The sequence below is a fragment of the Paenibacillus sp. ALJ109b genome, assembly GCF_010747435.1.
Classification (GTDB): Bacteria; Bacillota; Bacilli; order Paenibacillales; family Paenibacillaceae; genus Paenibacillus; species Paenibacillus taichungensis.
The window spans coordinates 184,443-207,948 of sequence record NZ_JAAIFP010000017.1 but is presented as its reverse complement, the minus strand read 5'-3'; the positions used below and the strand labels follow the sequence as shown (position 1 = coordinate 207,948).

Here is a 23,506-nt window from a genome sequence, read left to right as displayed (position 1 = left end):
TTGGTAGGATCAGGGTAGGTTCCGAGCCAGAGGTGCACCTCTGATAGGTTCCTTGAGGACAAGCTTATGCTTGTACGCCAATTCATCTGAATAAGGGAGGATTTAAGTGATGAAAAAAATGTTGACGTTGTTGCTGTCTGCCGGTCTGGTTGCTTCATTGTTCGGTGCAATTCCAGCTTTTGCTGCACCTACTGTTGTAAACTCAACGATTATTGTAGCCAAGGGTGAAACTTTTGACGGCAAAGGCCAAACGTATGTAGCCAACCCTTCCACTCTGGGAGATGGATCTCAAGCGGAAGATCAGAAGCCGGTCTTTCGGTTGGAGGCAGGCGCCACACTCAAAAATGTAATTATCGGTTCACCTGCAGCTGACGGTGTTCATTGTTACGGTAACTGTTCTATTTCGAATGTGGTATGGCAAGACGTGGGCGAGGATGCACTGACGCTGAAGTCTTCCGGAACCGTCAACATCACTGGTGGAGCAGCTTACAAGGCCTATGATAAAGTATTTCAAATGAATGCAGCCGGAACGATTAACATTAAAAATTTCCGTGCAGACGATATTGGCAAGCTGGTACGCCAGAATGGCGGAACAACCTTCGCCGTGAACATGACGCTCGACAACTCGGACATTTTCAATGTCAAAGATTCCATTATGCGTACGGATAGCAGTACATCGCAAGGCAAAATTACAAATACCCGTTACTCCAAAGTACCGACCTTGTTTAAAGGCTTTGCATCGGGCAAAACAAGTCAATCCGGGAATACACAATATTAAAAACGGAGCGTACCTGCTTGCATGGAATGTTCCATTGATACGGAAATACAACAAAAGGTATCCTTCGGGAGGCCTTTTTGGTTATGTAGTTCTAAATATGGACTGCAAGAAATACAGCTTGAAGAAGAGGCATATCACGCATAAAAGAAACATATATTTAATCGCTCTTCTCCTAGGTTAAATTGATTTTTCTTTGTCGGTATTGTCACAAATACCCATGTGTTGTACAGTAGAAGCAATGAAATAAGTGAACCGGGAGCTCAATGAAGTTGGGCTGAGAGAGCGGCCTTGTGCCGCTGACCGTATATCTGATCTGGGTAATGCCAGCGTAGAGAACATGAATTTGCGATGTGCAATATTTAAGCGATAAGGGATAAATAATAAATGTCAGCGTTTCTTGAGTGCAGCGGGATTTTTCTGATGTGTCGGGAATGGTGTCGTTTGTTTTCTACTTTCTCTATATCTGCCTAATGCGCAGCATCGTGAGAATTGTAAACTGTGCGTATGGCCTGCCTGGGAACCGGGGAGGCTTTTTTGTTTGTTTTATTGTTTATTTTATAAATCCAGGGAAACAGAGGAAGGAAGTAGAGAACATGTCAACAGCAGTAGGCAGCAACAGATTGAAGTTAACCGATATTTTGGTAACGATTGTGATTGCAGTGGTCTTCGGGGTGATCTACAAAATATGGGGACCTACATATGATCTGATGAAGCCATTCGGCATTCATGCGGAGCAGATGATTTACGGCATGTGGTTCATGGCGGGTACCTTTGCCTTTGTAATCATTCGTAAGCCGGGGGTAGCCATTCTGGCTGAAGTTGCGGCATCAACGGTGAGTGCTTTTCTAGGAAGTGAGTGGGGCATGTCGACACTGGTGTATGGGTTGTTGCAAGGGCTGGGAGCGGAGATTTTCTTCGCCGCATTTCTGTATCGGAAAAGCAATCTGCTCGTCACTTGCCTTGCGGCTATTGGTGCAGCGGCGGCTTCACTTGTACTGGATTATCAGTATGGGTACATTGATTCCCTCTCGGCTTGGAACTACACGCTGTTTATCGGTTTCCGCTTCATTGGCAGTATTCTGATTGCAGGTGTATTCGCCTATTATCTTGCCAAAGCGCTGGAGCTTACAGGTGTAACACGATCCCTTAGACCGGTGTCGAAGCAGGATTATGAGGCGCTGGACTAGATGAATGAAGTGGAGAAAGTGCAAGCGGTAGGTGTTACGAATCTAAGATGCAAGTTCCCGGGAGAGAAGGCCTTGGTGTTCCAAGGCTTGTCTCTCTCTGTGCGTCAAGGGGAGAAAGTGTTGTTGCTTGGACCAAGTGGCTCTGGCAAATCAACCTTGTTGCAAATTCTGAGCGGTCTGATTCCGCGATCTGTGGAGATTCCGATGAAATGTGATGATATTCAGGTGCCTGAGCAGCCCGGCATTGTTTTTCAAGATCCGGATACCCAGTTCTGTATGTCATATACGGATGAAGAGATTGCTTTTGTACTGGAGAACCGGAATATTCCACGCGAGCAGATGCCTGCTCTTATCCATCAATACCTGGAACAGGTGGGGTTATGCTTTGAACATAATCGAACACTCATTCAATCCATGTCACAGGGCATGAAGCAGCGTCTTGCGATGGCCTCGACTCTGGCCATGGAGCCAGACGTACTCTTTTTGGATGAACCAACGGCACTGCTGGATGATGAAGGAACCTCTCAGGTGTGGGATACGGTGAAACAGATTGCACAGGACAAAACACTCATTATCGTGGAACATAAAATTAGTGAAATTGTCGAGTGGGTAGACCGAATCATCGTATTGTCGCCTGAAGGAAAGATTGTGGCAGATGGTCCGGCAAATCAGGTGTTTACAGATGAGCGGAATATGCTCAGGGAATACGGAATCTGGTATCCGGGGGTCTGGGAAGAACGAGGGCAGACGAAAGCACAGACGTTGGTTACAGGAGAGTTTATTCGTTATGGGTCAACAGAAAGTGAAAGTATGGATAACAAGGAGGGGCGAGCTTCTGCGCTGCCCCAACCAGCACTGGAAATGCAACAATTCACCGGATGGCGCGGAAAAACACCTTTCATTCAGGTGGAACAGGCCAAGGTATGGCACGGAGATTGGGTGGGGATTGTCGGGGCTAACGGGGCAGGTAAAAGTTCATTATTGCTGTCCATGATGAATATTCTAAAAACGACAGGTCATTATGGTGTGGAAGGACAATCGGCCGGAAAAACCGAGCAACTTGCAGATCGCATTGCCTTTGTATTCCAGAATCCTGAATTCCAATTCGTGACGAATACGGTCCGGGATGAAGTGGGATTCTCCTTGCTGAGCGGTAAGTTAACTGCCGAAGAAAGAGGTATTCGAACCGATCACATGCTGGAGCAATTCGGACTGACTGAGCTGTCGGGGAGACATCCATATCAATTGTCGATGGGACAGAAACGACGGTTGAGTGTAGCTTCAGCTCTGGTACGGGAACAGCGTATTTTGTTACTGGATGAACCTACCTTTGGACAGGATGCGCGGAATACCTTTGCCATGTTATCACAGCTGGAGCGGCTGCGGCGTGAAGGGACAGCTATTGTGATGGTTACGCATGATCGTGAAATCGTGAAACGTTATTGCAACCGAATCTGGACGGTGGATGAGGGGAGGTTAACGGATGCATCTCTCGTTTCCTCATCGTGAGACCTGGCTTCACGCGGTGAATCCGGGGTTGAAAATGATTTTCCTGACATTGCTGTTTGTCTTCGTCATCCTTATTCACAACCTGAATGTAATGGCGAATGTGGCAGTTGTCATGCTGTTACTGTTGGGCTGGACAGGTCATCCATGGCCCCGATTATTGCTGTATGCGTCTCCGTTCATTTTGGTATTTATATCAACTTCCACAGGTATGATCATGTTTGGTAAAGGCGAGACCACCTGGTTTCAGTGGGGATTGATTCATATTACCGAAGAGAGCTTCTATCGCGGGCTGCACCTGGGATTTCGTTCCCTAAGTATGGCGGCAGCTGGATTGCTGTTCGGCCTGACGACCAAGCCTGTGCGTCTCTTTTATTCCCTCATGCAGCAGTGGAGGCTCCCACCCAAGTATGCTTATAGTTTTCTGGCGGCTATGCGTATGATTCCGATTTTGCTGGATGAATTCCAGACGCTGCAATATGCCATCCGCATTCGGGGAACGAGGCAGCGCGGCTCCCGTTGGAATGTGTACGGCATATTGAAACGATATGCTATTCCGCTACTTGCACAGAGTATTCGCCGTGCGCAGCGTATGGCGGTGGCGATGGAAGCAAAAGGATTCAAGGAAGGTGGGAGCCGGACCTATTACGTTCAGATCGGGTATTCCCGAGCGGATGTATGGTTTGTAGGGTATTTTATCATCATGTTAACCGCTGCTTATATATTGGGAACCACATTCCCTTATAATTCAACCCTATTGGATGTAAGGTGAGACCTGTAATTATTTTGCACCTTGTAAATATAGTTGGGATTAACGGTAACTTTTCCTTGTTCAAAACGTCTTTATTGGAAATAACTTCAAATGATTGGAGTGGGCTGACGTGAAGACCGGGCGTAAAAGGCAAGGGATGGGCTACCCATGGAATATAATTGCTGGTATCGTAGCTGTGCTGGTCACGGGGGGACTCGTGCTGAATAACCATGCCAGGGCGGTTGAAGGACAAGGTTCCGTTGCAGTTATGCAAGTGCAATCGGTGAAGCTTAATTATAAAAAGGGGGATAAGGTGACGGTAGCCGAAGGTGTACCTATTTACAGTGGTGTGGTCGAGAGCAGTACTTCCCCTGATCGGATGGACATAAACGGGTATAGCTCCGCCCAAGGAAGCCTGCAAATAGACGCTGTTCGGGGGGAATGGATCAAACTAAAAGGCAGCGATTACACTGAATTCTGGATACCTGGTTGGTATACCTCCAAAGAAAGCCGCAGTCTGACGAAAACAATGCCACAAACGTTCACACTGCGATCGGGCAGCAAACTGTACCTGTTTCCCGGAAGTCAGGCAACCTGGTCTTCAGGTGCATTACTGAAAGATCAGGCGTTGATTGTTGCAGCGACGAAGGACTGGTATGGCGTGTCGATTGCCCCGCGCGTCTGGAGTAAGGAATCGTCCACCTATCGTCCTGCATTGCTCTGGATTAAGGCACAGGATGTAGCACAGCATACCAAGGTAGCGGATGGCTGGTTCAATAGAGAATTGACTATGCCCACGTCGACTATACGTCATTTGACAGATATTGTGCTGAATTCAAAAACGACCTCAAAACAGGTGGCGCAGTGGCTTGGCGAACCGGATTGGCAAGAGCATTCCGGCAATTTAAACGATACGGGTTATGCCATGAGCATAGGAAAGACCTGGCGGTACGAACGAGCAGATGCTCATTTTCTCGTGACATTTAACAAGAACGGCAGGCTGGTTCGAGCGCGCTGGAATATATCCCAGGACGATCGAAACGGTGTAGTGTCTAATTGGGAATTTGGTCATTCAGATGAATATCCGTTCACGACTAAAATCTATGGCACAACGCTGCCTACCACCTTACCCTGGAAATCGGTATGGACCAATCAGGGGGATATTAATTACACCTTTCTACAAGCAGCAACGGATGATGTGCTCCTGATGAAAGGGGATGACGGTGGATTTAGTGGGGGGTACTACGAAGGTTCTGTTTACGCCCTTGATCGTCATTCAGGCCAGAAGTTATGGGGGATCAATGGTGGGTTTGGAAGGCAGCAGACAGAGGTGGATACGGGACGCCAATACGTTACCATCTACACCGATTATGATCCTGACAAGAAAAAATACGTGGATCGTATACGCCATCTGTGCTTAAAGAACGGAAAGGTCAAGTGGGAGTATACCCCCAAGCAAAATTTTAGATTGAATGGCATCACTGCCGCAAAGAATGTAGTTGTAGTGAATAGTCCAGTTGTTGAAGGATCAAGTAATAGCTGGTTAACGGTGCTGGACAGTGCAAATGGAGAAACAATATGGACAAGAAAACTTAGTACAGGATATCAACTGTTAAACAAGGGTGCAGATGACCCTTATGTGATGTATTGGGAGAAAAACCAACTGGTCGCAGCGGACCCTCTGTCTGGCCGAACCGTATGGAGCATCAAGGTTGGTAAACCGACTGTGGATCATCCTGAGAACAATCCATACTTTGATGGAATATACCGTCTTGATCCCTTTGCGTCAACTCAGCCAGAACGCTGGATGTTGTTGAGAGATCAATGGGCGTTGCTTGATCTGAACACTGGTAAGAAGCTTGCACAATTTCCTGCTCGGAATGGACAGCAAATTGAGGTGCTGAATGACGGCATGGTGCTGATTCGTGATAACAAGAAAGGGGATATATACGGTGAGTACGCAGATTTTACAACCACCCTATACGATGCCAAGAGCGGAACAAAACATTGGACGCTGAACAGTAAGATTGAACGAGGGTTTGTAGAGGACGATCAATTATATGTAATCAAAAACGGTTATCCGGCAGCCCTTGCATATGATACAGGGGAGACCCGCTGGACTGCACAAAACATGATTGCTGCCTTTCAATACCCTACCAATCAGGGGAGTTACGTGGTGATTGATGATCAGCTTTTGCTGCCGATGGGTGACGATCTTCTGGTGATGGATAAAAATAACGGTACCTTGATTGGCCGTGTGCATGATGTTGTGATGGGCACACCGGAGCACCGGGATCGGGATGCGAAGAACGGGACCATCAATCGGATTGGAAATGAAGTCTATATCGGGTCATCCAACGGACGGTTTAGTATATATGATGCAAATGATTTGCACACAGATATCTCACGTTAAAGCTTGTTTCATGTGGGATGATGATTTATTATAAGTAAACAGGATTGCTCGCGCTCCGGTTATCGGCTGTGCGGGCTTTCTTCATGTGTTCTTGAAGGACCATGTACGATTAATCGCAGGAGGAATCTCCCATGATTTCATTATACGGGGTAAGCAAGCGTTATAACGAGCGTGGGTCCCGTGAAGATCAGGGATTCGAAGCGTTAAGCTCGGTTTCTCTGGAAGTAGGCCAGGGAGAGATCCACGGCATTATCGGCTCTAGTGGTGCAGGGAAATCCACGCTTCTGCGCATGCTCAATGGATTGGAGAAGCCGGATGACGGCGAAGTCATTGTGAATGGGCAGCATCTGACCCGGATGAGTGAGAATAGTCTGCGTCAGGCACGGAGGTCCATTGGCATGATTTTTCAGCACTTCAATCTGGTCAGCAATCGGACCGTAAGTGGCAATGTCTGCATGCCTCTGGAACTCGCTGGCGTATCCCGTACCGAGCGGGTTGCACGGGGACTTGAAGTGTTGAGATTTGTCGGACTTGAAGTTAAGGCCAACCAGTATCCTGCACAGTTAAGTGGAGGGCAAAAGCAACGTGTTGCCATTGCCAGAGCACTAGCCAGCCGCCCGGATGTGCTACTCTGTGATGAACCAACATCTTCGCTTGATCCGCAGACCACGAGTGGAATTCTGGATGTGTTGCGTCATGTCAATGAAACGCTGGGGGTAACTATTGTACTCGTTACACATGAGATGGAGGTTGCTCGAAAGCTCTGCAACCGGATATCGGTGATGAAAGAGGGAAGGATCATCAAAACGCTGTCGGAAGCGGAAGTACGCAGCATACCGGCACCGAAGCCTGATCTTCTAACATCCTTGTTGATGGGCGAAGATGTATCCATGAGTGGACGAAATACCTCTCTTCATGGCGGTCAGGAGGACCAAAACGATGATACCTGAGTCCGTTGTGAAGTATCAGCATGAAATTTGGCAGGCCATCGGAGAGACGTTTGTCATGGTGGGGATCTCCATCACGGCAGCCGTGTTAATCGGTTTGCCTCTGGGCACACTGCTGTATCTGTTCAGAAAAGGGCAACGTTATCAGAATCGACCTCTGTTCACGATTCTGGGAAGTCTCGTCAACATCATTCGTTCCTTCCCGTTTCTGCTGCTAGTCGTATTTATGATTCCGTTCACACGTCTGCTCGTTGGAACATCCATCGGGACGCTCGCGGCAACCGTGCCGCTCTCGGTCATCGCCATTGCTTATTACGCCAGACTGGTAGAACAGGCATTGCTTGATGTCCCGAAAGGGGTGGTTGAAGCTGCTTCTTCTATGGGTGCATCGACCATACAGCTTGTGGCGAAATTCCTGTATGTGGAGGCTCGCTCAAGTCTTGTACTCGGCTTAACAACGGCAACCATAAGCTTTATCTCTTACTCTACGGTCATGGGTATTGTCGGTGGTGGCGGTGTTGGTGATTTTGCGATTCGTTACGGTTATCAGCGATTCGAGACGGAGATTATGGTATTTACGATTATTATTATGATTATCCTGGTACAGATGATCCAATTTACTGGCAGCAGACTGTCCCGCTGGCTCGATCGCAGATCCTGAAGAAGGACAAGCATTGCAGAAAGATTGAATTACAGCATGAAGAATACAGATTACATGATGAAGGGGTTTATATCAGATGAAAGCTAAACTAATGCTCATGCTGCTGGCAGTGACGCTGGTAGCAGCCGGATGCGGCAAAAAAGAAGAAACACCTGCGGCGGAAGGAAATAAGGAAGGCACTCAAGCCGGACAAGAAGTGACGTTGAAAGTAGCTACTTTGATTCCGCCAATGACGGATGTGCTGGATATTGTGAAGCCATTGCTGAAAGAAGATGGCGTTAATCTGGAAGTTGTTGTACTTTCCGATAACGTTCAACCGAATACTGCACTGGCGAACAAAGAAGTAGACGCAAACTTCTTCCAGCACGTACCTTACATGAATCAGTACAATGAAGCAAATAACGCTAACTTGGTAGCTGTTCAACCGATCTACAATGCCATCTACGGAGCATATTCCAAAAAGGTTAAATCCATTGAAGAATTGCCTGAAGGTGCAACGGTAGCGATTGCAAACGATCCGTCCAACATTGGACGCTCGCTGGTGATGATGGAACAGAACGGCCTGATTAAGCTGAAAGAAGGCGTCGGTTTTAATGCAACGCAAGCAGACATCACGGAAAACACGAAGAACTTCAAGTTCAAAGAAGTGGATCTGTTGATGCTCGCCCGTATGTTGGATGATGCGGATCTGGTTGCCATGACACCAGCTTATGCGAGTCCGCTGGGACTTACACCGAAGAAGGATGCGCTGTTCACTGAGAAGGATGATTCCCATTTTGCCATTACCTTGGTTGCTCGGGAAGATAACAAGGATTCGGAAGCCATTCAGAAGCTGGCGAAGCGCATGGCGGGTCCAGAAGTGAAAGCCTTCTTTGAAGAGAAGTATGCAGATATTGCAATCCCGGCTTTTAAATAACATCCGTTAATCTGCAACTGAAATGATTGTACAGTTAGGTTTCAACACAAACATGAAGACCCAGGCCTCATCGCCTGGGTCTTTTTTTGTTAACTTGTATTACGGAGTAAAGGAGAAGACCAGCATCAACTTTTGTCAGAGTCAGGTTCTACCTTTGGCTCCATGAGGCGGATCAATTTACGCTCGGTAGCGGTGTCTGTTGCAGGTGTGTAGATACTGCACCGCAAATCGGCATTTCCCTGAACCTGGAGTGAGGTAAGATCAAAAAGCATTTTGCCAACTCTGGAATGTCTAAATTCAATCAACACGTCCGGGGCGCTGCTAACACTGCTTTGTTTCCAAAGGGGTTGAAAATCAGGATATCTGTCCATCATGTCATCCAAAAACAAGTTGTACCATTCATCATCGACATATTGACCATAATAAGCACGGAAAATAGCCAGGAATCCGCTAACAAAATCCTCCCAATTCACGGCCAGTCTCCGAAATTCTTTTCGTTCAAACAACAAGCTGATCATGTTCCGCTGTTCAGCAGGAATCTGTTCAAAGTCCATAAACACATGCCGAGCTGCGTCATTCCAGCCAACAATGTGGCAGCGTCGGTCTGAGATGATTGTGGGACAATTGCGAAGTTCCTGCAATATTTTTTGCAAAGAGGGATGAATTTGGAGTGGCTTCTCATCCAGGATATGAAGTTCCGAATGGTAATCCAGACCAAGGGAAAACAAATACTTTCGTTCATCCGCTGTCAGCCTGAGAGCTGAGGCGATGTTATCCAATACGGAATGAGATACCTGAATATCTCGGCCCTGTTCAAGCCAGGTGTACCATGTTGTGCTCACACCTGCTAATTGGGATACTTCTTCTCTTCTTAATCCAGGCGTTCTTCGCCGGGAGCCCGCAGGTAATCCGACAGATTCCGGAGAGATTTTGGAGCGCTGGTTTTTCAGAAAAGCGGACAGTGCCTGTAGCCTGACATCATGGTTCATTCCATCACCTTCGTTCCTGAGTTTATCATGGTAGTCATTATACTATTATAATTGACAACTTGTAATAGGATAATACGAATGGCAATATAAGTGCATAACTTAACTAATCAAGTATGGAAAGAGCACTAAAGGAGGATGCATTATGGAGCGTGTTGTTATTACAGGAATGGGGATTATCTCTCCTTTGGGGAATGATGTGCATACATTTTGGAATGGATTGGTGGAAGGCAAATCAGGAGTTTCGCCAATTGAAGCGTTTGATACAACGTCCTATAAAACGAAAATAGCAGGGGCGGTCCGTGATTTTGACGGAGAAGAACGGTTTGGACGGAAGGAAGCACGGCGTATGGACCGGTTCGTGCAATTTGCTGTTGCGGCCGCAGATCAGGCTTTATCTGACTCCGGTCTCGTGATGGATCATGTGGACAGGGAGCGCGTTGGCGTGTATATCGGTTCCGGCATCGGAGGAATCCAGACCCTGATGGAACAAGGTAAACTCCTGTCTGAACGCGGGCCTGCAAGAGTCAGTCCAACACTGGTACCCATGATGATATCCAATATGGCGGCGGCTATGGTGAGCATGAGATTTGGCTGTTGGGGACCTACTCTCTCGCCAGTGACAGCCTGTTCGATCGGCAACACCGCGATAGGTGAGGCTTTCCGGCTGATCCGTCACGGTGGAGCAGATGTGATTTTTGCTGGAGGGACGGAGGCAGCTGTCACCGAAGTATCACTGGCAAGCTTCGGCAATGCGACGGCGCTATCTACACGAAACGAAGTGTACGAAGGAGCGAGTCGACCATTTGATGCAGGCAGAGATGGTTTTGTTATGGCTGAGGGTGCCGGGGTCTTGGTTGTGGAGTCTTTGTCCCACGCCCTTGCGAGAGGAGCAAACATCCTTGCAGAGATCGTAGGTTATGGTGCCAGTTCAGACGCGTATCACATGGTAGCGACCCATCCGGAAGGGCGTGGTGCATACTTGGCCATGAAAGCCGCTCTGGCGGATGCACAGCTTCAGCCGCATGAGATTGATGTCATTAATGCTCATGCTACCAGTACGGAAGCGGGTGATCTTTCCGAGACCCGAGCAATTAAGCAGCTGTTTGGTGCGGAAGCTTATCATATTCCGGTAACAGCAAACAAATCGATGACAGGACATATGCTGGGTGCGGCTGGTGGGGCGGAAGCCATATCGCTCATTCAAAGCTTGCGTAGCGGCATCATTCCACCGACAATCAATCAAGAGCAGAGCGATCCGGAATGTGATCTCGATTATGTCCCCAACGTTGCAAGAGAAGCTGACCTGAAGATTGGCATGTCCAACTCATTTGGCTTCGGTGGTCATAATGCGGTCATTATTTTGCAGAAATATTCATCGTAAACAGATGCAGAACAGCGCAGCCAGTAGGCTGCGCTGTTCTGCGGTTCGTTGATGATCCTCCGCATAAACATTAGATTGCGGAAGGAATAGTGCTAATCCTCAGGAAGAGAGGGATGGAGATTCGGTGATACCCTTACTGCCTCGGCTCAGCCAGCTTACACGCCAGCGGGATTGCATGAAGAGAACGAGGAACAGGGAAGCGGCAGCAATCAGGCTAAGAATCACAAAGCCTGGCGTATAGGATTGATAGCTGCTGTACAGTTGGCCGAGAATCAGCGGCAGTGCATAACCGCCCAATCCGCCAGCGGCACCAACAATGCCGGTCATCAGACCAATCTCGTTGCCAAATCGTTGAGGAACCAGTTGAAACACGGAGCCGTTCCCGGCACCCAGACACATCATACCGAGGAACAGCATGACTACAACTACCGGAAGCGGTGGCATGAAGGATACACCAACCAGCATGATACAGGCCCCTGTGTACAGGAAGGTCAGCATACGGGTTCCGCCAATTTTGTCGGCTAGGTAACCACCTACAGGCCGGAAGAAACTGCCTGCGATCACACAGAATGTGGTAATGTCTGCAGCACGAACCGGGGAGAGCCCATACTGGGTATTGAAGAAAATGGTCAGATAGTTACACAATCCAACGAAGCCACCAAAGGTTACACAATAGAAGGCGCAGAATACCCATGCATCCTTTTGTTTAAGCAAGCTTCCGTATTGAGACAGCTTCTTGGGTTCAGGTCGGTTGGGGCTGTTGCGGGCAAAGAGAGAAAAGAACACAAATACGATTGCGATCGGTATAATAGCAAGTCCAAACACGACTTCCCAGCTGCCAAAATGGGTAGCCAGTCGATTGGCGAACAACGTTGCAAGTACTGTCCCACTGTTACCCGCACCGGCAATACCCATGGCCAGACCCTGATGCTCCTTGGGATACCATTGTCCTGCCAAAGGCAGAGCGGCAGCAAAGGAGGCGCCTGCTACACCTAGCAAGAGAGCCACCACATACAGTTGGCTCAGGGAATCAACCCATAGCCAGCCCAGTAACAAGGGAACAAGAGTGACGAGCATACCGATCTGCGCGGTCAGTTTCGGACCGATATAATCGGACATGAACCCAAGCACTAGTCGCAGGATGGAGCCGCCAAGAATAGGCAATGCCACCAGATTGGCCTTTTCGAGAGCTGTCATCGGATAGTCCAAAGCAATCACTACGGCGAGTGGACCAAGCATACCCCATATCATAAAACTGATGTCAAAATACATAAACGCCCCGAAGAGGGTGGGCTTATGCCCGCTTTTCCAAAAACTTTTGCTCTCCATCATCCATCATCGCTCCTCATCCAATTGAGATCTTCATCATTTGTCTATGTGCTTGTTCAGGCAGAAAAAGGCCGCAATTCGTCCTGATATGAACGATTTGCGGCCCCGTTGCCGACAGGCGGTACACGTCATTGTGTTCCCGCTCCTGAGTTGATCACAGCACTGTGATTTTGATTCAAATTATAAAAAGGGAAAACGGATATGTCAACAAAAATTACACCAAATTTTAAATATTTCGATTTTTAGTTTTTTTTGTATTTATAATGTTAATTTTGTTGACATATGATTCGGATTACCTTAATCTGAATCTAATATGAATCTACACAATGGCGTGTGGATTCCGGAGGCAACGGTGCCCTTTTCCGAACCATGGAGGAGGGATTTTTCTGTTTATTTACAGGTGTGTGAGAGAGATAGGGGGCAGCCCATGAGCAGAAGGAAACTGGTGATTATCGGGAATGGTATGGCTGGAGTGAAGTGTGTAGAAGAGATTATTGCCCTAGAGCCCGATACGCATGAGATTGTAATCTTCGGAAATGAACCCTGTCCCAACTACAATCGGATTATGTTATCCAAAGTATTGCAGGGTGAACATTCGTTACAGGATATCATTATTAACGATTGGTCCTGGTATGACAAACACAGTATTCGACTATGTACAGGGGAAACGGTGCACAGAGTGGACACCCACGCAAAATATATAGAGACTGAATCCGGCAAGAGGGAAGCCTATGATATTCTGATTCTGGCAACGGGGTCGTCTCCGTTTCTACCAACGATTCCGGGGATCGATAAAGAGAGGGTTATGTCCTTCCGTACGATCGATGATTGTACACGCATGTCCGAGTATTCGAAAGAATATCGCAAGGCGGCGGTCATTGGTGGTGGATTGCTCGGGTTGGAGGCTGCACGTGGGTTGTTGCATCTGGGCATGGAAGCCGTGGTGGTGCATAATGCACCTTACATTATGAACCGACAGCTGGATCATAAGGCAGCCGCTATGCTTCAGCAAGAGCTTGAAGCTCAGGGCATGTCCTTTCTTTTGGCGAAAAATACTCAGAAGATTACCGGACGTTCGCAGGCCCAGGGACTTCTTTTCACAGATGGTTCAAGGCTTGAAGCCCAGGTTGTCGTTGTGGCTGTGGGCATTCGGCCGAATGTGGATCTGGCGAGGAGAAGTGGGATTACAACGAACCGGGCGATTGTCGTCGATGACTATATGCGAACCAGTGTACCGGATATATATGCAGTTGGGGAATGCGCTGAACATCGGGGGATCAGTTATGGTCTGGTAGCTCCCTTATACGAGCAGGGGAAAGTGCTCGCACGTACGCTTTGCGGACAGGAAACGCCGGAATACAAAGGTTCGATTCCATATTCTCAGCTGAAGGTATCGGGGATTGATGTGTTCTCAGCGGGTGAGATTAGCGGGGAAGGCATGCAGACAGCTATTCAAACGCTGGATGGAATTCGAGGCACATACAAAAAAGTGCTGATGCAGGCTGGCAAGGTGCGCGGAGCCATTTTGTTCGGAGATACGGCTGAAGGGACTGCGCTGCTTGGACTATTGCAACGAGGGGCGGACGTGGTGGAACTGGTTCCGCGTGAGGGTGCCCCGGACCCGGCGGAGATGGCTGCCGCTGCACTGCCGGATCAGGAGGCCGTATGTGCCTGTAACAATGTCACCAAGGCTGCCATTATGAAAGCCATTCAGGATCGGGGTCTGGAGACCGCAGATCAGGTCAAGGAGCACACCAAAGCTTCAGGTTCATGTGGTGGATGCCGCCCCATGGTTGCTGCTCTGGTGAAGCATACACACAACCAGAAGAATAACGGTGGTGCAGAAGCGATAACTAGACCGGAGAAAACGACAGATCTGCCTGTATGCGGCTGTACAGAGCTTGGGCACGCAGGACTGAAGGAAGCCTTGAATCATATTCTGGCTTCACGTGAAGATCTCGTGGGTTTGCTGGAATATCCACCTGCGGGAACTTGGCAAATGAATCTGACCGTGATCATGCAGAAGCTGAACTGGGGTTCGGAGCATGGGTGCGCGGTATGTCGCCCCGCGATCCGCTATTACTTGCAGGTATCAGGTCATACGACGAATGAACAAGAGACGAAGAGCGGTCAGCATTCAGCTGTTGAAGAGAGAACCATTCTGGTTCCAGTGGATTGCGGGGCAGAGCATGTCCATGAGGCTTGGATACGCTGGGATGATCATACTCCATTGTCATCCTATGCAAGAGATGCGGGTAGCTTGGCTGGACAACTTCGTGGGAGATGGAAGGATGCTGCAATGCCGTCTCTCGTGAAAATAGGGGTCGCACCAGGGCCTGGGTCATTGGTGAGCGCACTGGTTCAAGACATCGGCTTGCTGGCTTCACCTGCGGGATGGGAGATTTACGCAGGCGGTCATGCAGAGCACCCGGTCAAGGAAGGTGGATTGCTCGGAGTGGCAGATACGGAGCTGCAAGCAGCCATGATCGCGACTGCTTGTCTCCAGTGGTACCGTCAAACTGCCTGGTATGATGAACCGTTATGGGCATGGGCAGAGCGATTGGGATTCATGGCGATTCGGGAAATGCTTTTGGATGACCAGTTACAGAAAGAACTCGCTGCTATTCGTCATGATGAGCGTGGATTAACGTCAGAATCTGAAGGTTGGCTGTACCGTGAAACGCCTGCGGTGCAGGGCAAAGCCTGAATCGGGTTGGTCTATTATAGCTGAAAGGCGGGGATGGAAGATGGGAGTATCGGTTAGTTCAGAATCAAACGCTTCAAGGCTCTATGTAAAAGAGACCCAGTGTCCATATTGCAGTGTGCAATGTAAGATGACAGTTGAAGAACTGGCTGCACCCATAGCAGGTCATCGCCGCGCTGAGTACACGGTTCAGGGGGTTCCGAATGAAGCCTCTCAGGGCAGGCTGTGTGTTAAGGGAATGAATGCACACCAGCATGCACTCAGTGGACAACGATTAATGCATCCGCTGATTCGTCGCAACGGCGAACTTGAACCCTGTTCCTGGGAAGAGGCCATGGAGCACATCGGAGAGCGATTACAGCATATGAAAGAGGTCCATGGAGCAGATACCGTCGGGGTGTACGGAGGCGGCTCTTTGACGAACGAGACAGCCTATCTTCTCGGCAAGTTCGCGAGGGTTGCATTAGGGACGAAATATATCGATTATAATGGGCGATTCTGTATGTCAGCGGCGGCTTCAGCAGGAAGTAAAGTATTCGGCATGGATCGTGGATTGACGTTCCGTCTGTCTGATATTCCCAATGCAGGTTGCATGGTGCTGGCAGGTACCAATATCGCGGAGTGTCAACCCACACTGCTGCCCTATTTCAATCAGGCAAAAGAGAACGGAGCTTTTATTATCGTTATAGATCCCCGTAGGACTGCGACAGCTGCGATGGCCGATCTTCACTTGCAGGTGAAGCCCGGGATGGATGCTCTGCTGGCGGATGCCATGTTGAAAGTGATTATGGATGCCGGATTGGTGGACCCTCATTTTATAGAAGAGAGAACGCATGGATACGAGCAGTTGATACAGGGTTTGGCAGATCTGCAACTGGAGCAGGCGGCAGAGGCATGCGGAGTTGATCTGGCATTAATTCGTCAGGCAGCCGTTGCCTATGGTGAGACAGATACAGGCTTGATTATGACAGCTCGTGGTGTGGAGCAGCAAACGGATGGGCATATGGCGGTCAGACATTTTCTGAACCTGGTACTGGCGACGGGCAAAATTGGCAGAGCGGGCTGCGGATATGGTGCTATCACTGGACAGGGGAACGGGCAAGGCGGACGGGAACATGGACAAAAAGCTGACCAGCTGCCGGGCTATCGTTCCATTGAAAATGAAACAGATCGTGCTTATGTGGCCTCTGTCTGGGGAGTGGACCCTGCAAGCTTGCCGGGTAAAGGGGTTTCGGCCTACGAGATGTTGGAGCGGGTACATGATCAGGATATTCGCGCACTGCTCGTGATGGGTTCCAATCCCGTTGTATCCAATCCCAATGTGCGTTTGGTGGAGGAGGGTCTGCGCAAGCTGGACTTTCTAGTCGTGGCCGACATGTTTCTGTCCGAGACAGCCAGAATGGCTGATTTGGTTCTTCCCGTCACGGCCTATCTCGAGAACGAAGGTACACTAACCAATCTGGAAGGACGTGTTCTGCTCCGTGAACAAGGGCGACCTGCGCCAGGAGAAACACTCGATGATTGGGATGTTTTATGCCGCATTGCTGCAGAATTGGGCAAAGCTTCCTACTTTCAATATGATTGTGCAGAGGACATATTTAATGAGCTTAGAGTAGCAAGCCGGGGCGGGGTTGCTGATTATTATGGCATAACCTATGAACGCTTGCGTAACGAGAAAGGTGTATACTGGCCTTGTCCTGCTCTGGAGGAGCAGGGAGAAGGGCTGCTGTTTGGCGAGCGGTTCGCCCATCCTGATGGCAAAGCTTCATTTACAGCCGAGTCAAGCCCTGGCTGGAATGATGTATCACCGGAATTCCCCTTGATTCTCACCAATGGACGTGTGCTTCCTCATTACCTGACAGGGGTTCAGACACATCGAAGTCCAGCGCTCGCAACTCGTGAATTGGAGAACTTCGTTGAACTTCATCCGGCTACCGCTTCCCGTAATCGTGTTCTAGATGGTGAATGGGTAGAAATTCAATCGAAGTACGGGAGCTTCACCGTTCGCTCGCGAATCAAGGAAACCATCCGGGAGGATACCTTATTCGTACCGATGCACTGGGGCGGCGTTCAAAATGTAAATCGGGCAACAAGACCCGAACTTGACCCGTTTTGCCGGATGCCTGGGTTCAAGACAGCTGCGGTAACCATTCGACCTTTGCGATTGGTGAGATGATCCAATACTGGTTTCCTTAGTCGAAATGGAAGTCTTGATGAATAGCGTAGTGGCTGTACAGTCCCATATTTATATGAGACTGTGCAGTTTTTTTTGCGTATTGTACACAAGAAGACCGTAGTTCCGAGGTTCCACGTAAACATGAGGATTGGCCCATGATTATGGCCGGAATATTCGTTATGATGTTCAATAGGGGTACATATGTGCGCGTTTTTATGTGTTTTGGAATAGGTTACGGATTCAGTTTGGTCCATTTTCCATGGTGGTATAGATATAAGGGCTGATAGAGGCTTCTTCTAACATAAAGCTATACATAGGAGGTTAAGCAGTGAACGTATGGATTACGGTGAAAAGTCTGGGTAAACGCAAGCCGGCACTTGCCAAACAAGCTGCCGAACTTCCGAAAACAACCGATACGCTGAGAAAGCTTATTAAGAACATGGTGGCTGAGCAGCTCAAGGCTCTTCAGGAAAAGAAAAATGAAGCAGAATGGCTTGCCTACCTGATGCCCGAAGACATTCAAGAGCAGGGAGCAGCAGGAAAAGTAGGCTTTGGCACGATATATAACGAAGGGGTTCCCGATGTAGAAGGCGCCATGAATACAGCTGTAACCGCATATGAAGATGGATTATTTAAGGTGTTTCTCAATGATGAAGAGTTGCAGGCACTGGATGAGCCGTTGATTATACAGGAAGACGATAATGTGGTGTTTATCCGCTTTACAATGCTTGCCGGACGTATGTGGTAGAGAGTGACGAGGAGGAGAATGGAATGAATCAGGAAGATAAAGTTCAACAGTATCAACAAGAGTTGCAGGAAAAAGTGAAATCGCTGAAGGGTGTGGAGCAGGAACTCGCAGGCTATGTTGCAGAGATGGCTGGATTCACCTATTTGCGCGAAGACGAAAAGGCCTATTTGGATGCAGTGCAGCAATTGCAAGGTATGTCCGCTGAGACGAAAACTCCATTGTTCCGTCCATTATTGGATGTATTGGAGCAACTGGTCAGTGAATCCTTCTTGGCTCGATTCCGTTACATTGCAGAACGTGCCGCGAATTTTCCTTATAGCAAACATTATGAGCGCAGACCATTTCGTACGACCGATCCCGAACAGCATATAGGACAGGTTCTTCGTAAAATGATTGCCTTGTTTCGTATGGAGATGTATGGCTTCTCTCTGAACGAATATGTATCCGTGCGGGAGTACAAGTTTGATTATCTTCATGAGATCAGAGCCGTTGTACCGGATTGCATTGCCTATGAACTGGATCATGAAACCGGCGATATGAAGCAGGCGCTGCATGATATTATCTATGGCGACAATCAGAATGCATTGCTGACCACTGAAATGATCAAAGGTATCTTCATGAGCGATCAGATGGATGCTTATCAGATGGTTGGGGAATTGCTGGTAGCAGCCAGACTGCAGGAGGGTTTGCGCCAAAGCATTGTGGAACGGATGGATGAAGGAACGCTTGAGGCATATATATACATATTAAAAATAATCATCGACAACAACCTGATTCGGTTCAGTTCGGTGGTGAGAGCGCTCGCCGTATGGACAGGGATCGGAATTGAAGCGGCGAATCAGCGTGTTGCCGCGCAATTAATTACTCAAGCACATCAAGCATTGACTGATCCTGCGGTGCGAGAGGAATGGCAGCAAAGCGCCAATTCAAACCAATTATTCATCAGTCTCTGGGCAACGGCTGTTATAGAAGAGAATGAGATGGAGCGAAAAGTCATCCAAATCATGGATCACGGGCAAGTATATCAGCAGATTGTTGCGCAATACGTACTTGCTAACAGTCAGAACAGAGGGCTGCGCTTAAACATGGCACGTCAGTATCTTGAAGTACAGGATCTGGAGTTGCTGCATTGGGTGATTGAGAATTATGATGCTATGTACATGTTTAACTGGAGCTTTGAAAATGGGGAGAATCAACGTAGTGTTCACGTCTGGCCGCTGCCTGTTTTTGAAGATAAAGCTGTGCGTCGGCGTGACTTTGATCTGTTTAAACAAATGCTGGCCTACATTCCGCAGGGAGGGGCTGGTAGACCATCCGGTGTCCTTGAATTTGTCCAATATCGGATCGATCCGGATGATGTAGTGAAAAAAATGCTGTACCTTGCTGCGTATGACATGGACCCGGAATGGATTGGCGAGGTCATTGCGCTCAAAGACAAACTAAGCCCGGATTTGCGAGGAGAATTGTTGTCCCAATTTGTCCATCATCCCGAGAACGAAGTACAAAGACAGTTTATTTTTGACAGTCTGTCGGATAAGAGCATGAACAACCGTGAGAATGCTCTGCTCAAAGCCAAGCTGTTGACGCTGACGCTCGAAGAGATGCTGCAAATGGAGGCGTTGCTCAAACTGAAAACGGGATCGTTGCGTCAGAAGACCATTCAGGTGTTATTGCTTCAGCCAACCGATCAGCTGATGGTATCCCTGAAACGACTTGTACAATCCAAAACTGAACTGCAGCGATTGGGTGCGCTGGAACTGTTGACCGAGATCTCCGTAGATCCACAACGCATGGAGCAGCAGGAGCGGATACAGCCAATCATAGCGTTAATCAAGACACCAACAGCCAAGGAGCAGAAGCTGCTGGACAAGCTCACAGAGCAGAGCAGCAGGTATACGGCGGCTAATGGATTCGGTTTGTATGATCCTTCATGGGAAAATCCACTGCTTCATGAAGAACGTGATCTCGGCGGCTTCAAGCCGAAGGACATGTTTACCCTTTCCCTGGAAAAAGCGAAGCAGTTTCTTGAAGGGTTGGATGCGTTGCTACATGAGCACAGAGACTATGAATATGAGGCAGAATATTATGCTGGCTACAAAGAAACCTTGCTTGTAGGTGCGACATTGCGTGCCATGGTCTTCATTCCTTATGATCAGCGGCAAGATATAGCATTATTGGAGCAGTTCCCTCTCCATAACATATGGGGAGAATATGTTCAGAAGAGTGGTCTGGATAGTAAAGAACTGCTGCAAATTTTGTTTGTGATTCGTTTGGAGGATCTGAACAAGAAGCTGGATAGTTATTACCGTTACTATTCCAACATATACGAATATAGTGAATTGGAGAAACACTGGCTGCTGGAAGGATGGCGCAAGGAATTTGCCGAAGAGGTCTATCCGGTTCAGTATATCCAGGACATGAAAAAGATGGTCAGTGAGCTTCGTTACGTAGATCAGGTGAAAACGCTGATTGAGGCCGTATATGAGGACAGTGATAAGTCAGATACATTTGAAATCGCTGAGCGGACATTGTATGCGCTGATGAAAATGATGCCTGAGGAACAAATGGAAAAGGAATCGGGCATACTTGCTCTCTTGTCTGGTCCATGGTTCTATATTGTCCGGGATCGTTTATATGACGATGAGAGTTTCATGCGATACTTCCAGACGATAAGCCAATTCGACCGATTAAATAAGGAAAGTAACCGGGGCTCCTTCCCCACTCTGAACGATTACCTACGTGCCTATGAATTGGACTTCATTGATGCACAGGAAGTCTACAAGCAGCTGCTTGTGGGAGATTCTCGTGCCCAGTTTATTCGGGAATTGACATCAAGCCGGTCCGACTGGATTACGGAGAAACCGGTATTGGCAGAACTGCGAAGAACCGTTGTTGAACGGATTTTGGAGATTGAGTTAACCCGAGGAGAGCTCTCAACAGAAGTAAGTACGCTGGCCATGAAGCTTGAACGCATTGAAGGTATGGAGCATTGGGTGCATCTCGTTGCAGCCATGGATCAGGATACCTTTGTCCGTGGATATATCTACAGCTACGGTGACAATACGACACGTAAAGAAACGTTTAGCCATCTGATCCAGGTTTGCCATCCACGTGATGGAGAGGACGAAGTGCTGCTGGGACAATTGCTGGCGAAGCATCCCATTCAGGAGAAGAAGCTCCTGGAAGCCGCAATGTACGCGCCGCAATGGATGGAGATTGTTGCGAAGCATCTCGGATGGGAAGGACTGCGCAGTGCAGCCTGGTACTTCCATGCTCATATCAATGAACGGTTCACTGCTGAAAAGGAAACCATTGTGGCGCATTATTCTCCAATTTCACCTCAGGACTTTAACGAAGGTGCATTTGATATCGCCTGGTTCGAGGAGGCATATGAAGCCGTTGGTGAAGAGCGGTTCAGTCTGTTGTACGATTGCGCTAAATATATCTCCGGAGGAGCCAATCACCGCAGATCACAGTTGTTCGCGGATGCGGCACTTGGGAAGCTGAAACTTGAAGATATGCGTCAGTCCGTGGAAGATAAGCGTAATAAAGATCATTTGTTGACCTACAGCCTGATTCCATTTGCAGAAGAACGGGAACAGGACCTGCGTGAGCGGTACGACTTCATTCAAAAGTTTCTAATGCAGAGCAAACAGTTTGGTGCACAGCGCCGTGCCAGTGAAGGTCTGGTATCCCAGATAGCGCTGGGCAACCTTGCCCGTAATGCAGGATATGCCGATGTTACCCGGCTGATGTGGGATATGGAAGCTCGCAAGCTGGATGAGATGAAATCCTATTTTGAACCCCATGAACTAGATGAGGCTACCACAGCCCAATTGGTCATTGATGAAGAAGGCCAGCCGGAACTGTTAATCGTAAGCAAAGGGAAAACACTCAAGTCTGTACCTGCCCGGTTCAAGAAAGATGGATATATCGCCGAATTGAAGGAATTAAAAACGGATCTGGTTGATCAGTATCGCCGGGCAAGACAGGAATTGGAGCGTTCCATGACGGCAGGCACGTCCTTTACGAGTGAGGAAGTTTCAAGTCTGCTGCAGAATCCGGTTCTTCGTCCACTGGTTCGCACGCTTGTGTTCCAAGCAGATGACAAGCTGGGCCGTTTCGATGTAACATCCGGTGGTCTGGTTACTCCGGCTTCGGATGATTCGGCAAGCTCGGTTCAAATCTTGACGGAACAAGATCGTCTACTGATTGCTCATCCATTGCATCTGTTCCAGAGTGGAAGCTGGAGTGAATTCCAACGGGATCTGTTCAACCGTCAGGAACGTCAGCCATTCAAGCAGGTGTTCCGTGAACTCTATCTTCCGAATGAAGATGAGCTGGCTAATGGAACGGTATCCCGTCGGTATGCAGGTTATCAGATTCAGCCGAAAAAAGCAGTTGCTCTACTTAAAGGACGTCAATGGACCGTCAGCTATGAGGAAGGACTGCAAAAGGTAAGCTATGAGCATAATCTGATTGCCAATCTCTATGCCATGGCAGACTGGTTCTCGCCCGCAGATACAGAAGCGCCTACCCTGGAGACGGTGCAGTTCTATGATCGGAAAACTTATAAACCTGTCGCGTTAAAAGATGTACCGCCAGTCTTCTTCTCGGAAGTCATGCGTGACATTGATTTGGTGGTTAGCGTTGCGCATGTTGGCGGAGTAGATCCGGAAGCCAGCTTGACCACGATTGAGATGCGTCACGTGATTGTGAATGAGTCACTGCGTCTGTTGAAGGTCGATAACGTACGCCTCGATGGAAATTACGCTCGAATTGATGGTGAACTGGGCGAGTATGCCGTTCATCTTGGCAGCGGTAATGTGTTTAAACAGGCGACGGGCGCGCTTCATATCGTACCTGTGCACAGTCAGCATCGAGGCAGAATATTCCTGCCATTCCTTGATGAAGATCCGAGAACGGCTGAGATTTTATCCAAAGTGATGTTATTGGCTGAAGACAAGAAGATCAAGGACCCGCAAATCCTTGCACAATTGCAGCAATGATTAGAAATATT

General features: G+C 48.5%; 15 protein-coding genes. 13 read left to right on the top strand and 2 right to left on the bottom strand.

Translation table 11 applies throughout. The features are described 5' to 3' along the window. Window positions 1–109: 109 nt before the first annotated feature. The 8 genes from G3352_RS18665 (at window position 110) to G3352_RS18630 (ending at window position 9,159) form a co-directional block, all read left to right on the top strand. Window positions 110–778 carry a pectate lyase gene (locus G3352_RS18665; protein ID WP_163758724.1) on the top strand — a complete coding sequence of 223 codons (669 nt, stop codon included), beginning with the start codon at window positions 110–112 and terminating at the stop codon, window positions 776–778. Between the two features lie 593 nt (window positions 779–1,371). Then, window positions 1,372–1,965, top strand: coding sequence for an ECF transporter S component (locus G3352_RS18660; RefSeq protein WP_163758722.1), 594 nt, complete (start codon window positions 1,372–1,374; stop codon window positions 1,963–1,965). After that, a complete protein-coding gene (locus G3352_RS18655) occupies window positions 1,966–3,474 on the top strand; it encodes an ABC transporter ATP-binding protein (protein WP_163758720.1) in 1,509 nt (502 codons plus the stop codon). Further along, window positions 3,449–4,243, top strand: a complete 795-nt coding sequence (locus G3352_RS18650) for an energy-coupling factor transporter transmembrane component T family protein (RefSeq protein WP_163758718.1) — start codon at window positions 3,449–3,451, stop codon at window positions 4,241–4,243. Before G3352_RS18655 ends, G3352_RS18650 begins: the two co-directional genes overlap by 26 nt. A 109-nt stretch (window positions 4,244–4,352) precedes the next feature. Then, window positions 4,353–6,635 carry an outer membrane protein assembly factor BamB family protein gene (locus tag G3352_RS31610; protein ID WP_205524929.1) on the top strand — a complete coding sequence of 761 codons (2,283 nt, stop codon included), beginning with the start codon at window positions 4,353–4,355 and terminating at the stop codon, window positions 6,633–6,635. Window positions 6,636–6,766: 131 nt separating this feature from the next. Then, a complete protein-coding gene (locus G3352_RS18640) occupies window positions 6,767–7,585 on the top strand; it encodes a methionine ABC transporter ATP-binding protein (RefSeq protein ID WP_163758714.1) in 819 nt (272 codons plus the stop codon). Continuing rightward, a complete protein-coding gene (locus G3352_RS18635; protein WP_163758712.1) occupies window positions 7,575–8,243 on the top strand; it encodes a methionine ABC transporter permease in 669 nt (222 codons plus the stop codon). Before G3352_RS18640 ends, G3352_RS18635 begins: the two co-directional genes overlap by 11 nt. A gap of 76 nt (window positions 8,244–8,319) precedes the next feature. Beyond that, window positions 8,320–9,159: a MetQ/NlpA family ABC transporter substrate-binding protein gene (locus G3352_RS18630; protein WP_163758710.1), complete on the top strand. Its 840-nt coding sequence runs from the start codon at window positions 8,320–8,322 to the stop codon at window positions 9,157–9,159. A 125-nt stretch (window positions 9,160–9,284) separates the two neighbouring features. Here the strand turns inward: G3352_RS18630 and G3352_RS18625 are convergent, their stop codons facing one another. Beyond that, window positions 9,285–10,148, bottom strand: a complete 864-nt coding sequence (locus tag G3352_RS18625) for a helix-turn-helix transcriptional regulator (protein WP_163758708.1) — start codon at window positions 10,146–10,148, stop codon at window positions 9,285–9,287. Between the two features lie 142 nt (window positions 10,149–10,290). On the opposite strand from G3352_RS18625, the gene fabF reads away from it, so the two are divergent. Continuing rightward, complete coding sequence (gene fabF, locus G3352_RS18620) at window positions 10,291–11,529, top strand: beta-ketoacyl-ACP synthase II (protein ID WP_163758706.1); 1,239 nt, start codon at window positions 10,291–10,293, stop codon at window positions 11,527–11,529. Window positions 11,530–11,628: 99 nt separating this feature from the next. Here the strand turns inward: fabF and G3352_RS18615 are convergent, their stop codons facing one another. After that, entirely contained in the window at window positions 11,629–12,858 is a 1,230-nt protein-coding gene (locus G3352_RS18615) for a nitrate/nitrite transporter (protein ID WP_163758777.1), read from the bottom strand. 427 nt (window positions 12,859–13,285) lie between these two features. Here G3352_RS18615 and nirB point away from each other — a divergent pair, with 427 nt between their 5' ends. From nirB to G3352_RS18595, 4 genes are all read left to right on the top strand, one after another. Then, the gene (gene nirB, locus G3352_RS18610) at window positions 13,286–15,565 is read left to right on the top strand and encodes a nitrite reductase large subunit NirB (RefSeq protein WP_163758704.1); all 2,280 of its coding nucleotides are present in this window, start codon (window positions 13,286–13,288) and stop codon (window positions 15,563–15,565) included. 40 nt (window positions 15,566–15,605) lie between these two features. Next, entirely contained in the window at window positions 15,606–17,738 is a 2,133-nt protein-coding gene (nasC, locus tag G3352_RS18605) for an assimilatory nitrate reductase catalytic subunit NasC (RefSeq protein WP_163758702.1), read from the top strand. Window positions 17,739–18,066: 328 nt separating this feature from the next. Beyond that, entirely contained in the window at window positions 18,067–18,486 is a 420-nt protein-coding gene (locus G3352_RS18600) for a hypothetical protein (RefSeq protein WP_163758700.1), read from the top strand. A gap of 23 nt (window positions 18,487–18,509) precedes the next feature. Next, entirely contained in the window at window positions 18,510–23,495 is a 4,986-nt protein-coding gene (locus tag G3352_RS18595; RefSeq protein WP_163758698.1) for a DUF4132 domain-containing protein, read from the top strand. Window positions 23,496–23,506: the final 11 nt, after the last annotated feature.

Coding starts and splice junctions, on each gene's coding strand:
- fabF (WP_163758706.1), top strand. CDS start 10,291: ATGGAGCGTGTTGTTATTACAGGAATGGGGATTATCTCTCCTTTGGGG.
- nirB (WP_163758704.1), top strand. CDS start 13,286: ATGAGCAGAAGGAAACTGGTGATTATCGGGAATGGTATGGCTGGAGTG.
- G3352_RS18660 (WP_163758722.1), top strand. CDS start 1,372: ATGTCAACAGCAGTAGGCAGCAACAGATTGAAGTTAACCGATATTTTG.
- G3352_RS18615 (WP_163758777.1), bottom strand. CDS start 12,858: ATGGAGAGCAAAAGTTTTTGGAAAAGCGGGCATAAGCCCACCCTCTTC.
- G3352_RS18640 (WP_163758714.1), top strand. CDS start 6,767: ATGATTTCATTATACGGGGTAAGCAAGCGTTATAACGAGCGTGGGTCC.
- G3352_RS18625 (WP_163758708.1), bottom strand. CDS start 10,148: ATGAACCATGATGTCAGGCTACAGGCACTGTCCGCTTTTCTGAAAAAC.
- G3352_RS18635 (WP_163758712.1), top strand. CDS start 7,575: ATGATACCTGAGTCCGTTGTGAAGTATCAGCATGAAATTTGGCAGGCC.
- G3352_RS18665 (WP_163758724.1), top strand. CDS start 110: ATGAAAAAAATGTTGACGTTGTTGCTGTCTGCCGGTCTGGTTGCTTCA.
- G3352_RS18655 (WP_163758720.1), top strand. CDS start 1,966: ATGAATGAAGTGGAGAAAGTGCAAGCGGTAGGTGTTACGAATCTAAGA.
- G3352_RS18650 (WP_163758718.1), top strand. CDS start 3,449: ATGCATCTCTCGTTTCCTCATCGTGAGACCTGGCTTCACGCGGTGAAT.
- nasC (WP_163758702.1), top strand. CDS start 15,606: ATGGGAGTATCGGTTAGTTCAGAATCAAACGCTTCAAGGCTCTATGTA.
- G3352_RS18630 (WP_163758710.1), top strand. CDS start 8,320: ATGAAAGCTAAACTAATGCTCATGCTGCTGGCAGTGACGCTGGTAGCA.
- G3352_RS18595 (WP_163758698.1), top strand. CDS start 18,510: ATGAATCAGGAAGATAAAGTTCAACAGTATCAACAAGAGTTGCAGGAA.